Source organism: Pseudomonas sp. B19125 (assembly GCF_044218855.1).
Lineage (GTDB): Bacteria > Pseudomonadota > Gammaproteobacteria > Pseudomonadales > Pseudomonadaceae > Aquipseudomonas > Aquipseudomonas edaphica.
Window position 1 is genome coordinate 2,308,237 of sequence record NZ_CP162589.1, and the last position, 15,834, is coordinate 2,324,070.

General features: G+C 59.7%; 14 protein-coding genes. All 14 read left to right on the forward strand.

Annotated features, from left to right (window positions below; translation table 11 throughout):
- Positions 1-81: 81 nt before the first annotated feature.
- The 14 genes from AB4P96_RS10595 (at position 82) to AB4P96_RS10660 (ending at position 15,830) form a co-directional block, all read left to right on the forward strand.
- Positions 82-822, forward strand: coding sequence for a flagellar basal body rod protein FlgF (locus tag AB4P96_RS10595; protein ID WP_017134921.1), 741 nt, complete (start codon positions 82-84; stop codon positions 820-822).
- A 67-nt stretch (positions 823-889) separates the two neighbouring features.
- Complete coding sequence (flgG, locus tag AB4P96_RS10600) at positions 890-1,675, forward strand: flagellar basal-body rod protein FlgG (RefSeq protein ID WP_056859743.1); 786 nt, start codon at positions 890-892, stop codon at positions 1,673-1,675.
- A gap of 53 nt (positions 1,676-1,728) precedes the next feature.
- Positions 1,729-2,424, forward strand: coding sequence for a flagellar basal body L-ring protein FlgH (flgH, locus tag AB4P96_RS10605; RefSeq protein ID WP_017134923.1), 696 nt, complete (start codon positions 1,729-1,731; stop codon positions 2,422-2,424).
- A gap of 27 nt (positions 2,425-2,451) precedes the next feature.
- Positions 2,452-3,540 carry a flagellar basal body P-ring protein FlgI gene (locus AB4P96_RS10610; RefSeq protein WP_225933067.1) on the forward strand — a complete coding sequence of 363 codons (1,089 nt, stop codon included), beginning with the start codon at positions 2,452-2,454 and terminating at the stop codon, positions 3,538-3,540.
- A gap of 4 nt (positions 3,541-3,544) precedes the next feature.
- Positions 3,545-4,816, forward strand: a complete 1,272-nt coding sequence (flgJ, locus tag AB4P96_RS10615) for a flagellar assembly peptidoglycan hydrolase FlgJ (RefSeq protein WP_032865398.1) — start codon at positions 3,545-3,547, stop codon at positions 4,814-4,816.
- Positions 4,817-4,826: 10 nt separating this feature from the next.
- Complete coding sequence (gene flgK / locus AB4P96_RS10620) at positions 4,827-6,863, forward strand: flagellar hook-associated protein FlgK (RefSeq protein ID WP_017134926.1); 2,037 nt, start codon at positions 4,827-4,829, stop codon at positions 6,861-6,863.
- Between the two features lie 14 nt (positions 6,864-6,877).
- On the forward strand, positions 6,878-8,461 hold the full coding sequence (locus AB4P96_RS10625; protein ID WP_017134927.1) for a flagellar hook-associated protein 3: 1,584 nt from the start codon (positions 6,878-6,880) through the stop codon (positions 8,459-8,461).
- Between the two features lie 277 nt (positions 8,462-8,738).
- Entirely contained in the window at positions 8,739-9,668 is a 930-nt protein-coding gene (locus AB4P96_RS10630; protein WP_017134928.1) for a ketoacyl-ACP synthase III, read from the forward strand.
- Between the two features lie 308 nt (positions 9,669-9,976).
- Positions 9,977-11,422, forward strand: a complete 1,446-nt coding sequence (locus AB4P96_RS10635; RefSeq protein ID WP_017134929.1) for a flagellin — start codon at positions 9,977-9,979, stop codon at positions 11,420-11,422.
- Positions 11,423-11,497: 75 nt separating this feature from the next.
- Positions 11,498-11,857: a flagellar protein FlaG gene (locus tag AB4P96_RS10640; protein ID WP_017134930.1), complete on the forward strand. Its 360-nt coding sequence runs from the start codon at positions 11,498-11,500 to the stop codon at positions 11,855-11,857.
- Positions 11,858-11,936: 79 nt separating this feature from the next.
- On the forward strand, positions 11,937-13,337 hold the full coding sequence (gene fliD / locus AB4P96_RS10645; protein ID WP_017134931.1) for a flagellar filament capping protein FliD: 1,401 nt from the start codon (positions 11,937-11,939) through the stop codon (positions 13,335-13,337).
- Between the two features lie 138 nt (positions 13,338-13,475).
- Entirely contained in the window at positions 13,476-13,865 is a 390-nt protein-coding gene (gene fliS / locus AB4P96_RS10650) for a flagellar export chaperone FliS (RefSeq protein ID WP_017134932.1), read from the forward strand.
- A 23-nt stretch (positions 13,866-13,888) separates the two neighbouring features.
- Entirely contained in the window at positions 13,889-14,185 is a 297-nt protein-coding gene (fliT, locus tag AB4P96_RS10655) for a flagellar protein FliT (RefSeq protein WP_017134933.1), read from the forward strand.
- 169 nt (positions 14,186-14,354) lie between these two features.
- On the forward strand, positions 14,355-15,830 hold the full coding sequence (locus AB4P96_RS10660; RefSeq protein ID WP_017134934.1) for a sigma-54 dependent transcriptional regulator: 1,476 nt from the start codon (positions 14,355-14,357) through the stop codon (positions 15,828-15,830).
- Positions 15,831-15,834 lie beyond the last annotated feature (4 nt).

The window sequence follows — 15,834 nt, forward strand, 5'->3', positions numbered from 1 at the left end:
TTCAAAAGTTGGTTCGCAAATTGCTTAAGCCTCATCAGAGCAACGGTGGGCGGCAAGCGTCCGTCAGAAAGAGGATAGAGCGTGGACAAGTACCTTTATGTGGCAATGACCGGCGCCAGCCAGAATGCACTGGCGCAAAAGGCCCATGCCAACAATCTGGCGAACATTTCCACCAACGGTTTTCAACGGGACCTGGAGCAGGCGCGCTCGATGCCGGTGTTCGGTGACAGCTTTCCGGCGCGGGCATTTGCCATGACCGAACGGCCGGGCACCGACTTCTCCCAGGGCGCCATGATTGAAACCGGTCGCGACCTCGATGTGGCGGTCAGCGGTGACGGCTGGATGGCCGTGCAAACCCCGGATGGCGGCGAAGCCTACGTGCGCAGCGCCAGCATGAATGTGGATGCGTTGGGCGTGTTGCGTGCCGGCAACGGCATGCCGGTGATGGGCAACGGTGGCCCGATTGCCGTGCCGCCCGAGCAGAAAATCGAAGTGGGCGCCGACGGCACCATCAGCATCCGCGCCATGGGCGAAGGCCCGCGCGTGATGGCTGAAGTGGACCGCATCAAGCTGGTCCAGCCCGACCTCAAGAACATGACCAAGGGCCTGGATGGCGCCATCCATACCAAGGATGGCAAACCGGCCCAGGCCGACGCGAACGTGCGGCTGACCTCGGGTTTCCTGCAGGCGAGCAACGTCAATGCGGTGGAAGAAATGACCGCCGTGCTGTCGCTCTCCAAGCAGTTCGAGCTGCACATCAAGATGATGAACAGCGCTAAAGAAGACGACCAGGCCATGACCCGCGTTCTGTCGATGAGCTGATTGCCGGTTTACTGAAGACTAATTTTGCAGCACAGCGCCAACAAACAGGCGCACGAAGGAGAACACTATGCTTCCGGCTCTATGGGTTGCCAAAACAGGTTTGGCCGCGCAGGACACCAACCTGACCACCATCTCCAACAACTTGGCGAACGTGTCGACCACGGGTTTCAAACGTGATCGCGCCGAGTTCCAGGACTTGCTTTATCAGATCAAGCGCCAGCCAGGCGCCCAGTCGACCCAGGACAGCGAACTGCCGTCGGGCCTGCAACTGGGTACCGGTGTGCAGATCGTCGGCACCCAGAAGAACTTCAGCGCCGGTAACCTGCAGCAAACCAACCAGCCGCTGGACATGGCCATCAACGGCCGGGGTTTCTTCCAGATCCTGCAGCCGGATGGCACTACTTCCTACACCCGTGACGGTACTTTTCACCTCGACTCCAATGGCCAGATCGTCACCGCCAACGGCTTCGCGCTGGAGCCGGCTGTGGTGGTTCCAGCCGATGCCAAGACCTTTACCGTCGGCACCGACGGCACCGTGTCTATCACCGTGGCCGGCAACCCGGCGTCGCAAGTGATCGGCAACCTGCAAACCGCCGACTTCATCAACCCGGCCGGCCTGCAGGCCATGGGTAACAACCTGTTCCTGGAAACAGCCTCCAGCGGCGCGCCGCAAATCGGCACCCCAGGTCTCAACGGCTTCGGTACCACCCTGCAGCAAACCCTGGAAACCTCCAACGTCAGCACGGTTGAGGAGATGGTCAACATGATCACCACCCAACGCGCCTACGAGATGAACTCCAAGGTGATTTCCACCGCCGACCAGATGCTTTCGTTCGTAACGCAGAATCTGTAATCAAGTCTATGGGGCGCCTTTTGCGGCGCCTGCAACACCGTGAGGTAAGGGTCATGAATCGCTATGTTTCTGTTCTGGCATTGAGTGGGATCGCCGTGCTCGCGGGCTGTGTCGCCCCGACGCCAAAACCCAATGATCCGTACTACGCGCCGGTGTTGCCGCGCACGCCGTTGCCGGCGGCGGCCAACAATGGCTCGATTTACCAGGCCGGTTTCGAACAGAACCTGTACAGCGACCGCAAGGCCTTCCGTGTGGGTGACATCATCACTATCACGTTGAACGAGAAGACCCAGGCCAGCAAGAATGCCAACTCGCAGATCGGCAAGACCAGCAAGACCGGCATCGGCCTGACCTCGCTGTTTGGTGGCGGCCTGACCACCAATAACCCTTTGGGCGATGGCGACCTGAGCCTCAACGCCGGTTACAGCGGCGACCGTGCCACCAATGGCAAGAGCGCGGCGGGGCAGGGCAACAGCCTGACCGGTTCGATCACCGTAACGGTGGCGGATGTATTGCCCAACGGCATCATCGCCGTACGCGGTGAAAAGTGGATGACCCTCAACACCGGCGACGAGCTGGTGCGTATCGCGGGCATGGTGCGTGCCGATGATATTTCCACCGACAACACCGTGCCGTCCACGCGCATTGCCGATGCACGCATTACCTACTCGGGTACGGGTTCGTTTGCTGATGCGAGTCAGCCGGGCTGGTTCGACCGTTTCTTCCTTAGCCCGCTGTTCCCTTTCTAGGTGGCCATTTTGAACCTCAAACAGCTGATGGCTGCCGCGTTATTGCTGGCCTTGAGCGCAGGAGCACACGCCGAGCGGTTGAAAGACATCGCCAGTATTTCCGGCGTGCGCTCCAACCAATTGATCGGCTACGGGCTGGTGGTGGGGCTTAACGGTACGGGTGACCAGACCACCCAGACGCCGTTCACCCTGCAGACCTTCAACAACATGCTCTCGCAGTTCGGCATCAAGGTGCCGCCTGGGTCGGGCAACGTGCAGCTCAAGAACGTCGCGGCCGTGTCGATCAGTGCCGACTTGCCGGCGTTCTCCAAGCCGGGCCAGGTGGTGGATATCACCGTGTCCTCCATCGGTAACTCGAAAAGCCTGCGCGGCGGCACCTTGCTGATGACGCCGCTCAAAGGTATCGACGGCAACGTCTACGCCATTGCCCAGGGCAACCTGGTGGTCGGCGGTTTTGACGCCGAGGGCCGTGACGGCTCGAAAATCACCGTGAACGTGCCATCGGCCGGTCGCATTCCCGGTGGCGCCACGGTTGAGCGCACCGTGCCCAGCGGTTTCAACCAGGGCAACAGCCTGACCCTGAACCTCAACCGCTCGGACTTCACCACCGCCAAGCGTGTGGTCGACAAGATCAACGACATGCTCGGCCCTGGCGTAGCACAAGCCATCGACGGCGGCTCGATCCGTGTGACGGCGCCGCTCGACCCAAGCCAGCGTGTCGACTACCTGTCGATCCTGGAAAACCTTGAAGTCGACCCGGGCCAGGCAGTTGCCAAAGTCATCATCAACTCGCGCACCGGCACCATCGTGATCGGCCAGAACGTCAAGGTGTCGCCAGCAGCGGTCACCCACGGCAGCCTGACCGTGACCATCACCGAAGACCCGATCGTCAGCCAGCCTGGGCCGCTGTCCAATGGCCAGACGGCAGTGGTACCGCGCTCGCGGGTCAATGCCCAGCAAGAAGCCAAGCCGATGTTCAAATTCGGCCCCGGTACCACCCTGGATGAGATTGTCCGCGCGGTGAACCAGGTGGGCGCAGCGCCCGGCGACTTGATGGCGATTCTCGAAGCTTTGAAACAGGCCGGCGCCTTGCAAGCCGACCTGATCGTGATCTAAGGCCATGGCCATGGATATGCACAAAAGCGGGTTCACCAGCACGGCGGATTCGGGGTCTTACTCCGACCTCAACCGGCTGAACCAGCTCAAGGTCGGCGCCGACAAGAACAGCGAAGGCAACATGCGCAAAGTGGCGCAGGAGTTCGAGTCGCTGTTCCTGAGCGAGATGCTCAAGTCCATGCGTTCGGCCACCGAGGCGCTGGGCAAGGACAACCCGCTGAACACCCCGGCTGCCAAGCAGTACCAGGAAATGTACGACCAGCAGTTGGCGGTCTCGATGTCTCGCGAAGGCGGTGGTATCGGTTTGGCTGACGTGCTGATGCGCCAGATGCAGAAGAACAAGCCGGTCGAGGCGCAGTCCTCGACCTTGCAAGGCCCGGCGGCGGCCGAGCCGGTCAAGGCCAAGAAGGTTGATGTGCCGACTGAAATCGGCGCCGGCACCCTGGCTAATGGCCCGTTGGGGCGCTCCAATGGCCAGCGGCCGTTGTGGGCTTACCGCGTTGCAGAGCCGCAAGGCGCCAGTGCGCACACCAACGACATGGAACTGATGAACCAGCGCCGCATGGCGTTGCCGAGCAAGCTGACCGACCGCCTGCTGGCCGGCATCGTGCCGAGCACTCAGCCCGCCACGCAGGCCGCGAGTGCGCCACTGCGTAACAGCGCCGCCACCGATAACGTGGTCAACAGCACCGCGCGCAACTTTGCCGTGCCGAGCGGGCGCATGCAGGTTTATGGCCGAGCGATTGCCCAGCCACCGCTGGCGCCGGCGAAAAAAGCCTTCAGCTCGCAGGATGAATTTGTCGCCACCATGCTGCCGATGGCCAAGGCGGCCGCCGCGCGCATCGGCGTGGATCCCAAGTACCTGGTGGCCCAGGCCGCGCTGGAAACCGGCTGGGGTAAATCGGTGATGCGCGCCGAGGACGGCAGCAGCAGCCACAACCTGTTCGGCATCAAGGCCGGGCAGAGCTGGCAGGGCGGCCAGGCGCGTGCAATCACCAGCGAGTTTCGTGATGGGTCGATGGTCAAGGAAACGGCGCAATTTCGCTCCTACAACTCCTACCAGGACAGCTTCCACGACCTCGTGACATTGCTGCAAAGCAATGATCGCTATAAAGAAGTTGTGAAATCAGCCGACAACCCGGAACAGTTTGTACGCGAGTTGCAAAAAGCCGGATATGCAACCGACCCGGACTACGCCAGCAAGATTTCGCAGATCGCCAAAACGATGAACAGTTACCAGAATTTCGCTGCCGCTGGCGCAACCACACATTTATAAGGTCTGAATCATGAGTTTGCTCAGTATCGGGATGTCAGGACTCAATGCCGCTCAAGGCTCGTTGTCGGTCTTGAGTAACAACATTGCCAACGTCAATACCCCGGGATACTCGCGCCAGCAGACCACCCAGAACGCCAGCGCCAGCAACCAGTATGGCGGCGTGTTTATCGGCAGTGGTACAACGCTTGCGGATGTGCGCCGCATTTATAACGACTTCTTGGGCGCTGCCTACCAGAGCAGCACCGCTCTTAACAGCGATGCCAACGCCTACGCGGGCCAGGCCGCCGCCATCGACAAGACCCTGTCGGACAAGTCCACGGGTATGTCGGCCGTGCTCAGCGCGTTTTTTGCCTCTTTGCAGAACGCCGCGGCCACGCCCAGCGACGTGTCCGCGCGGCAGTTGCTGATCACCAACGCCCAAACGTTGAGCAACCGCTTCAACGCGATTTCCACGCAGTTGACCCAGCAGAAAGAAAGCATCAACGGTCAGTTGCAGACCATGAGTGACCAGGTCAACAAACTGACTTCGTCGATTGCCTCGCTCAACAGCCAAATTGCCACGGCCCAGGGTTCTTCGACCAGTGCGCCGGCCAACCTGCTGGATGCGCGCAATGAGGCGGTGCGTTCGCTCAATGAGCTGATCGGCGTGACGGCCACCGAAAAGAACGGCCAGTTCAGCATCACCACCGGCACCGGCCAATCGCTGGTAGAAGGCAGCGTTGCCAATACCATTTCGGCGGTGCCGAGCAAGAACGACAACAGCCAGTACACCATTCAGCTGAACATGGGCGACACGCCGATGGACATCGGCAATGTGGTCAGTGGCGGCAGCATTGGCGGCCTGTTGCGTTATCGCAGTGATGCGCTGATGCCCGCCATCAACGACCTGGGACGCATCGCCATTGCCACGGCCGACAGCGTTAACAGCCAGTTGGGCCAGGGCCTGGACCTGAACAGCGATTTCGGCTCCTCGCTGTTTGGCGACATCAACAGCGCTGCGGCGATTTCCCAGCGTAGCCAGGCGGCCGCCGGTAACAGTGCAGGCTCGGGCAACCTGAACGTGACGATTGCCGACAGCAGCAAGCTGTCGACCTTCGACTACAAGGTGACCTTCACCAGCGGCAATCAATACAACGTGGTGCGCTCCGACGGCAAAGCCATGGGCTCGTTCGACACCACCACCACGCCACCGCCGGTGATTGACGGCTTCACCCTGGCCTTGAACGGCAAGGGACCGGTGGCGGCCGGCGACAGCTTCAAGGTCAGCCCGACGGCCAATGGCGCCAGCGGCATCAGTGTCGACCTCAAAGACCCGAACAAACTCGCCTTCGCCGCGCCCTTGGCCGGCAATGCCAGCAAGACCAATACCGGCACCGGTACGTTCACCCAGCCGACCTTGACCGTGCCGATCGATATCGACGGCGGCGCCGCGACTGCGCAATTGCGCACCGGGATCGAAAACTCGATGCCGGTGAAAATGGTGTTCGGCAAGCCGGCGGCGGACGGCACCCAGTCCTATGCGATCAGTGATGCCCAGGGCAACCCGATCGGCACCGGCACCATCATTCCGGGCCAGGGCAACAAGATCAGTGTGAACGTGCCGATGCGTGATGCCGGCGGTGCGTTGATCCCCGGCAAAAGCTTCAGCTTTGACACCACCGTGTCCGGTTCGCCGGCCAACGGCGACAGCACCACCTTTTCGTTCAACAGCGGCGCCACCTCCGATGGCCGTAACGCCCAGGAACTGCTGGGGTTGCAGACCAAGGCCACGGTGGGTGCGGTGGACGGGAATGCGGGTGTCAGCCTGGTCAGTGCCAACAGCCGGCTGGTGTCCCAGGTTGGCTCCAAGGCCGCCCAGGCCAACACCGACAGCACCGCCACCGGCGCCTTGCTGGCGGCGAACAAGGCGGCCAGCAACTCGGTGTCCCAGGTCAACCTGGATGAGGAAGCGGGCGACATGATCAAGTTCCAGCAGTACTACACCGCGTCGTCGCAGATCATCAAGGCTGCGCAGGAAACCTTCAGCACACTGATCAACGCCCTTTAAAGGAGTCTGGAACGATGCGTATCTCTACACAGCAGTATTTCGACACCAGCTCCAGCAAGTATCAGGACAACTATTCGGGTGTGGTGAAGGCCCAGGACCAGGCGAGTTCCGGTGTGCGTGTGCAAACCGCGTCCGATGACCCGGTGGCTGCCGCCCAATTGCTGATGTTGCAGCAGCAGAAAGACATGCTGGGGCAGTACAACGGCAACATTACGACTTTGCAGAACTCGCTGAATAATGAAGAAAGCGTGCTTGCCAGCATCAGCCTGGCTATGCAAACCGCCAGCGGTCTGGCGTTGCAGGCCGGTAACCTTAAGCTCAGCAATGATGATCGCAAGGCGATTGCCGCCCAGGTCGGTGCGCTTGAGGACCATGTGTTGGGCCTGCTCAACTCCAAGGATTCCAGTGGCAACTACATGTTCTCTGGGGCCAAGACCGATACGCCGCCCTACAGTCGCAATAACGATGGTACCTACACTTATCAGGGCGACGAAACACCGCTGAGCCTGCAGGTCTCGAGCAACCTGACGGTCGCCATGGGTGATACCGGCAAGACCCTGCTGGAGAGCTCCTCCAATACCGGTCGCACGCAGACCTCGATTTTGCCACCGGCTGTGAATGACGGCAAAGTCGCGATCTCGGCAGGCCTGGTCACGTCCGGCACCGCGTACACCAAGAGTTTTGCCGACGGCCAGCCGTATAAGCTGACCTTCGCCAGCAGCACCCAGTACAGCGTGACCGACAAGGACGGCAATGACGTTACCTCGGAGATCACCGGTAACGGCACCTTTGATGCCACCAAGGAAGGCGCTTCCAGCGTTAACCTGCGCGGCGTGAAGTTCGATATCAGCCTGAACCTGGGGCCGGATGTTGCCACGGGTGCGCCGTCTGATGCGTTGGTGGCGGGCAAGGCGTTTACGCTGGAAAGCAAGCCGGACACCTTCAGCAGTTCGCGTACGGCGAGCAATCCGTCCACGGCGCAGCTGACCGGTGGCCGCGTCACGGATCAGGCGGCCTACGCCAGTACCTTTCCCAACTCGGGGGCGGTGATCAAGTTCACCAGCGGCAATGCCTACGAGGTTTATGCCCAGCCCTATACGGCCGACAGCAAATCGATTGCCACAGGTACCATGGCCACCGGCGCGACATCGATCACCGCCGCCGGGGTAACTTTCGATGTAAGCGGTACGCCGGGGGCCGGTGATCAGTTTTCGCTCAGTGCCACCAGCAACAAGAACATGAACGCCCTGGATACCTTGGGCCAGCTGCGCAAGGCGCTGGAGACCCCGGCCGATGGCGACCCGGTGGCTATGAACAAGCTCAAGGATGTGCTTAACACCACCATCGGCAACCTGTCGAATGCCGACGCACAGATCAACCAGGTGCGCGGCTCCATCGGTGCGCGCCAGAATGCCCTGGATATCCAAGGCCAGGAAAACACCAGCCTGGGCCTGGCCAACACATCGACCATGTCCTCATTGGCCAACGTCGATATGGGGCAGGCCGCCATTGACCTGACCTTGCAGCAAACCATGCTGCAAGCCTCGCAACTGGCCTTTGTGAAAATCTCCCAGTTGAGCCTGTTCAGCCGCATGTAATCGGCAGTCCTACACACGGCCCACCCTGGCAACAGGGTGGGCCGTTGTCGTTTCTGGTGCCGTGAATGTTGCCGGGTTTTGCATAAAGCGCACAAAATTGAGTGACCTGTGAGTCATAAAGGGCATCTTCACTGTATCGTGTGAAAAGGATAAGTCGCTTGCGAGTCTTTACGCGGCGGCTTTCAGCGATATTTTCATGGGGTTATCCCCTTTATTGTCAGCGCTCCCGGCCAAGCCCGAGGGGTGTTATCCAGCTATTTAGTATTGGGAAGCCACAATGATTGGCATAAAAAGCATCGCCAGTTACGTGCCGGCAGACGGGGTTGATAACTACGCCCAGGGCGCCAAATTCGCCAAGGATGAAGATTTCATCATCGGCAAGATCGGTTCGGCGTTCCTGCCGCGCAAGGATGCTGCGCAGGAAACCTCTGATCTGTGTGTCGAGGCAGTCAACGCCTTGTTTGCGGCCAACCCGGATTTGAAGCGCGAATCCATCGACGCGCTAATCGTTGTGACGCAAAACGGCGACGAAGAGGGTTTGCCCCACACCGCCGCCATCGTCCAGGACAAGCTGGGCCTGCCCACCCACGTGGCTGCGTTTGATATTTCCCTGGGCTGCTCGGGCTACGTCTACGGCATCTATGCGATGAAGGGCTTCATGGAAGCCACCGGCCTGAAAAATGGCCTGTTGATCACCGCCGACCCGTATTCGAAGATCGTCGACCCGGAAGATCGCAACACCACCATGCTGTTCGGCGATGCCGCCACCGCCACCTGGATGGGTGAAGACGCGCCGTGGTTGCTGGGCAAGTCCAAGTTCGGCACCGACGGTTCCGGCGCGCCGCATTTGAAGGTAAGTGATGGCGTGTTTTTCATGAACGGCCGCCAGGTGTTCAACTTTGCCTTGCTCAAGGTGCCGGCACATTTGCACGAGCTGCTCAATGAGTCGGACCTCAAAGCTGACGAAATCGACGCATTCTGCATCCACCAGGGCAGTGCGGCGATTGTCGACGCGGTTGCCCGGCGTTTCGAAGAGGCCCCGGTAGAGAAGTTCATCAAGGACATGGTCGAGACCGGCAACACCGTGTCGTCGAGCATTCCGTTGCTGCTGGAAAAGCACATGATGGACGCCGACTGGAAGCGCGTTGCCATCAGCGGTTTCGGCGTGGGCCTGTCGTGGGGCTCGGCGATTCTCTATCGCCCGTAACGCTCTAATAGGCTGCGCACAAAAACGCCCAGGCTCAAAAAGCCTGGGCGTTTTTTATTGTGGCGAGCGGGCTTGCCCCGCGTTGGGCTGCGCAGCAGCCCCAAGATGTCAGCGGCCCATGAATTCAGGACTTTTCAGCCGCTTTAAGCCCTTGAATTACAAAGGGTGGCCCCGTGCTAGTAAAAAAAATCAAAAAAGTCCTCAAGCAACCTGCTTTCACGACGATAACTATTACGAAGGTTCTCTAGGCCACACCCGGCGGTTGCCAGGGCCGGAAGCCGCAGTACACCACCCACGAGGATTTCGTCATGGCTTTAACAGTAAACACCAACCTTGCTTCGTTGACCGTTCAGAACAACCTGAACAAGGCTTCCGGCGCCCTGCAAACCTCCATGCAGCGTCTGTCCTCCGGCCTGCGTATCAACAGCGCCAAAGACGATGCGGCCGGCCTGCAAATCTCCAACCGTCTGACCAGCCAGATCAACGGCCTGGGCGTTGCAATCAAAAACGCCAACGACGGCAGCTCGATTGCTCAGACCGCTGAAGGCGCAATGCAGCAGTCCACCAACATCCTGCAAAGCATGCGTACCCTGGCACTGCAATCCGCTAACGGCTCGCCAAGCGCTGAAGACCGTAAGTCGAACCAGGCTCAATACGCAGCCCTGACTGCTGAATTGACCCGTATCGCTACCACCACCACCTTCGGTGGCAAGAACCTGCTGGACGGTTCTTTCGGTACTACGTCGTTCCAGGTCGGCGCCAACGCCAACCAGACCATCGACATGAGCATCGGTAACGTTGCAGCCAACAACATTGGTTCGCAGCAGCTGAAAAGCCAAGGCGTTGCTCCAAGTGCAACAGGCGTTGCCGGCGGCGCAATCACCGTTACCGGTGGTGGCCAGTCCAAGGCCCTGACCATCGCTGCCGGCGCTTCCGCCAAGCAGATCGCTGCTCAGATGAACGGCGCTGTAGGCGGCCTGGCTGCTACTGCCAGCACCACTGCACAGTTCACCGTTGACGCCACTGCCATTGCTGCTGCTACTCCGGCCAGCGCCAACTTCACCCTGCAAGTGGGCAGCGGTACTGCAGTGCAGTTCACTGGTGTGACCAGCACTTCCGACCTGGCTGACCAACTGAAGTCCAACGCTGCCAAGCTGGGCATCAGCGTCAACTACGATTCGACCACCCAAGCCTTGTCGGTCAAGTCCGACACCGGTGAGAACCTGACCTTCAACGCTGGTGACGCCGGTGCTATCGCAGGTGTCAAGGTTGCTACCCTGGACGGTACTGGTACCGCCGGTACTGCCGTTGCTCTGGCTAACACCGCGATCATCGCTACTGGTGCTGTTTCCCTGAACTCCTCCAGCAGCTACTCGCTGAGCGGTGCAGGTGTGACCGGTCTGTTCGCAGCCGCTGGTACTGCTGCCAACTCCACCAAAACCACCGTTAACAACACTGACATCACCACTGCTGCCAACGCACAGAACTCGATCGACGTGATCACTCAAGCGATCTCCGACATCGACTCCCAGCGTGCCGGCCTGGGTGCTGTTCAGAACCGTTTCGACAACACCGTTGCCAACCTGCAGAGCATTGCCGACAACTCCAGCGCCGCTCGCGGTCAGATCCAGGACGTTGACTACGCTGCTGAAACTGCTCAGCTGACCAAGCAACAAACCCTGCAACAGGCTTCCACTGCGATCCTGTCCCAGGCCAACCAACTGCCATCCGCTGTACTGAAGCTGCTTCAGTAATAGCCATCGGCAGATGAATGACGGAAGGGCGCGTTTACGTGCCCTTTCGTCTTTTGCGTGATGAGGAGATTGGACATGGACATGAGTGTGAAGCTGAACCTGTCTTATCCGGCAGTGGCGCCGCAGAGCGCGCCTGCCCCCGTGAACAACGGCCTGCAGAAAACCAAGGTAGACCCCGCGCTGGCCACGGTTCAACCCCAGCAAGACTCGAAACCGTCCGACCTCGAACAGGCCGTTACGGATATTCGCAACTTCGTTCAGGCTGCCCAGCGCAACCTGGAATTTTCCATCGATGACTCCACCCATCAGGTGGTGGTCAAGGTGATTGCAACCGACAGTGGCGAAGTCATTCGTCAGATCCCGTCGGAAACTGCATTGAAACTCGCACAAAGCCTTCACGACGCCAGCAACGTGTTGTTTGACGCGAAAGTCTGAGCTGGCATGAATTTTGTTGCTGTAGCTGCTTGAGGCGTCGTCCGTCAATAAAGCGCCAGCCCCGATCAGGAGAAGTGTCATGGGTGATATCACGGTAAGCGGCCCGGTTACGGGGATTAATACCGAGTCGATCGTTACGGCCTTGGTGAACGCTGAACAAGCGCCCAAGCAGTCGCAGATCAACAAACAGACGCAGACGCAGACCGCCCAACTGTCCTCGATCGGCAAGATTCAAGCGGCATTGGATGCGTTTCGTGGCGCCATGGATAACATGGCCAAGGACGCCAGTATTGGTGGCCTGACGGCGACCACCTCGGATGCCAACGTGTCCACGGTCACTTTGGGCGCTGGTGCTTCGGCCGGCAGTTATCAGCTGGTGGTCAACCAGTTGGCGACTGCCTCGAAGATCGCTACCCAAAATTACCCAGGCGGGGCCAAGACTGTCGTCAATGCCGGCACTGCCGCTACGACCCTGGAAATTTCCCAGTCTGGTCAGAGTTACGGGGTGAGTGTTCCACCGGGCGCAACCTTGCAGCAGGTGCGTGACTCGATCAACGCGCAGTACAGCAGCGCGGGCCTGAGTGCCAACATCCTGACTGACTCCACCGGTTCACGTCTGGTCGTGACCTCGACCAATACCGGCGCTGGTACCGACATTACCTTGGGCGGTAACTCTGGCCTGCAAGCTGGGGCCGCGGTGGTGGGTGACCCACCGCAAAACGCGAAGTACACCATTGACGGTACTTCACAAGAGTCCAAGAGCAATACCCTGACTGAAGCAATCAGTGGTGTGAGCATCAAGCTGACGGCTGTGTCGCCGTTGCCAACTGGTGTCACCGACCCGTCCAAGCGTATCGCCTCGACCATCACGGTCACCCGCAGCAACGACACCCTCAAAAGTTCGGTTAAAGGCTTCGTCGACACTTATAACGCCTTGATGACCGCGATCGGCACCGAAACCAAAGTCACCACCAATGCCGACGGCTCGACCACGCCTTCTGCGCTGACCGGCGATGCCACCATGCGCTCCCTGCAGCAGGCGCTGCGTAGCGAGCTGAACGCGTTGGGCGGCTCGGGTACGTTGAAGTCCCTGGCTCAGTTTGGTGTAAACACCGATCAGACCACCGGCAAGCTGAGCATTGACGACAAAATCTTCAGCGCGGCCGTCGCCACCAACCCCACCGATATCGGCGGTATCTTCAACGGTGACAAAGGCCTGCTCGCCCGCATGAAAACCGCGACCGACAGCTTTGCCCTGAGCAACACCGGTGTACTGGCTACCCGTTCGACCACGCTGTCGAACAACCTCAAGGACCTGCAAAACCAGCAGGACACCCTGACCGCGCGTATGGCTGCCCTCAAGACCAGCCTGACCGCCAAGTACACCACCATGAACAACCTGGTCGCCCAGCTCACCAGCCAGCGCTCCAGTGTCATGACCACGCTCAACGCGCTGAACAAGTCGAATTCGGACAGTTGATTCCGGCTGGCGCCGCCCGGTGCTCCTGCACCGGGCACGGCCTTGAGCAGATCGCCGGATTAAAGTTTTTTGTCATCCCGTCGACATATTAGTCAGAGCCCATCCTAATTTAGCTGTTGCCTGTCACGAGGTAGAAACATGAATCCCATGAGAGCCCTTCGCCAATACCAGAAGGTCAATTCCCATGCCCAGGTCTCCGAAGCCAGCCCACACCGTCTGGTGCAGATGCTGATGGAAGGCGCGCTGGACCGCATGGCTCAGGCCAAGGGCGCCATGGCTCGTGGTGATATCGCGCAGAAGGGTTTGCTGCTGGGCAAGGCGATCGACATCCTGATCGGCCTGCGTGATGGCCTGAACCCGGAAAAAACCGATGATCCGGCCGCGTTGCAGCAACTCGATAACCTGTATGCCTACATGACCACGCGTTTGCTTGAAGCCAACAGCAAGAGCGATGTCAGCATGATTGACGAAGTGGCCGGCTTGATGATTACGCTCAAGGAAGGCTGGGACGGTATTGCAACACTGTAGGCCTTTGGCCTGAGGATGATGTCATGAGCCACGCCCTGCAACGGATTGACGAGACCCGCGAAGCCTTGGTCGACGCATTGGCGCAACGTAACTGGGACGCCATCGGCGAACTGGACATGGGGTGCCGCGCGGTCATCGACGAGGCGCTCAATAACGCGCCGGTGGACGAGGATGCGCTGCGGGAGAAGCTGGAGAGTTTGCTGGCGGTGTATCAGCAGTTGCTGGAGGTCACGACCGGCGAGCGCCAGGCGATTTTCGAAGAGATGTCGCAGATCAACCGCGCGCAAAGTGCGTCAAAGGTTTACCATCTGTTCGGCTGAACTGGCTCAGTTAATCCGAACAGCGCGTCATATATTTGACTGTGCTCGTATTTTTGACTTAACTAGTGCTGTTTTCAGATTTCAGGCGTCAGTAAGGTATGAAGTCCTACAGGCGTCTCGATTGCCCTCACTCTGGGGCAGGAAGTTTTACTAGGGAAGTTGCTATTGCATGTGGCGTGAAACCAAAATTCTGCTGATTGATGACGATAGCGTCCGCCGCCGCGATTTAGCGGTGATTTTAAATTTTCTCGGTGAAGAAAATTTACCCTGCGGCAGCCATGACTGGCAGCAGGCGGTCAGCTCTTTGTCGTCGAGCCGTGAAGTTATCTGTGTGCTGATCGGGACGGTAAATGCTCCTGGCGCCATTTTGGGCCTGTTAAAGACACTGTCGACCTGGGATGAGTTCCTTCCGGTGTTGCTGATGGGCGATATTTCTTCCGTGGACCTGCCGGAAGACCAGCGCCGCCGCGTGCTTTCAACCCTGGAAATGCCGCCCAGCTACAGCAAATTGCTCGATTCGCTGCACCGTGCCCAGGTCTATCGCGAGATGTACGACCAGGCCCGCGAGCGCGGCCGTCACCGTGAACCCAACCTGTTCCGCAGCCTCGTCGGCACCAGCCGTGCGATCCAGCACGTGCGCCAGATGATGCAGCAAGTCGCCGACACCGACGCCAGCGTGCTGATCCTTGGCGAATCCGGCACCGGCAAGGAAGTGGTCGCCCGCAACCTGCACTACCACTCCAAGCGCCGCGACGGGCCTTTCGTGCCGGTCAACTGCGGGGCGATCCCGGCAGAGCTGCTCGAAAGCGAACTGTTCGGCCACGAGAAGGGCGCCTTTACCGGGGCGATCACCAGCCGTGCCGGGCGTTTTGAGCTGGCCAACGGCGGCACCTTGTTCCTCGACGAAATCGGCGACATGCCGCTGCCGATGCAGGTCAAGCTGTTGCGCGTGTTGCAGGAGCGCACCTTCGAGCGCGTGGGTAGCAACAAGACCCAAAGCGTCGACGTGCGCATCATCGCGGCCACCCACAAGAACCTCGAAAGCATGATCGAGGTCGGCAGCTTCCGCGAAGACCTGTACTACCGCCTCAACGTATTCCCCATCGAGATGGCCCCGCTGCGCGAACGCGTGGAAGACATCCCGTTGCTGATGAACGAGTTGATCTCGCGCATGGAGCACGAAAAGCGCGGTTCGATTCGCTTCAACTCCGCGGCGATCATGTCCCTGTGCCGCCACGGCTGGCCGGGCAACGTGCGTGAGTTGGCCAACCTGGTGGAGCGCATGGCGATCATGCACCCCTACGGTGTGATCGGCGTGGTCGAGTTGCCGAAGAAATTTCGCTACGTCGACGACGAAGACGAACAACTGGTCGACAGCCTGCGCACCGACCTGGAAGAACGCGTAGCCATCAACGGCCACACGCCGGACTTCGGCTCCACCGCCATGCTGCCGCCCGAAGGCCTGGACTTGAAGGACTACCTCGGTAGCCTCGAACAAGGCCTGATCCAGCAGGCGCTGGACGATGCCAACGGCATTGTCGCCCGTGCCGCCGAGCGCTTGCGTATCCGTCGAACCACCTTGGTTGAGAAGATGCGCAAGTACGGTATGAGCCGCCGGGAAGGTGATGAACAGGCGGATGATTGACGCC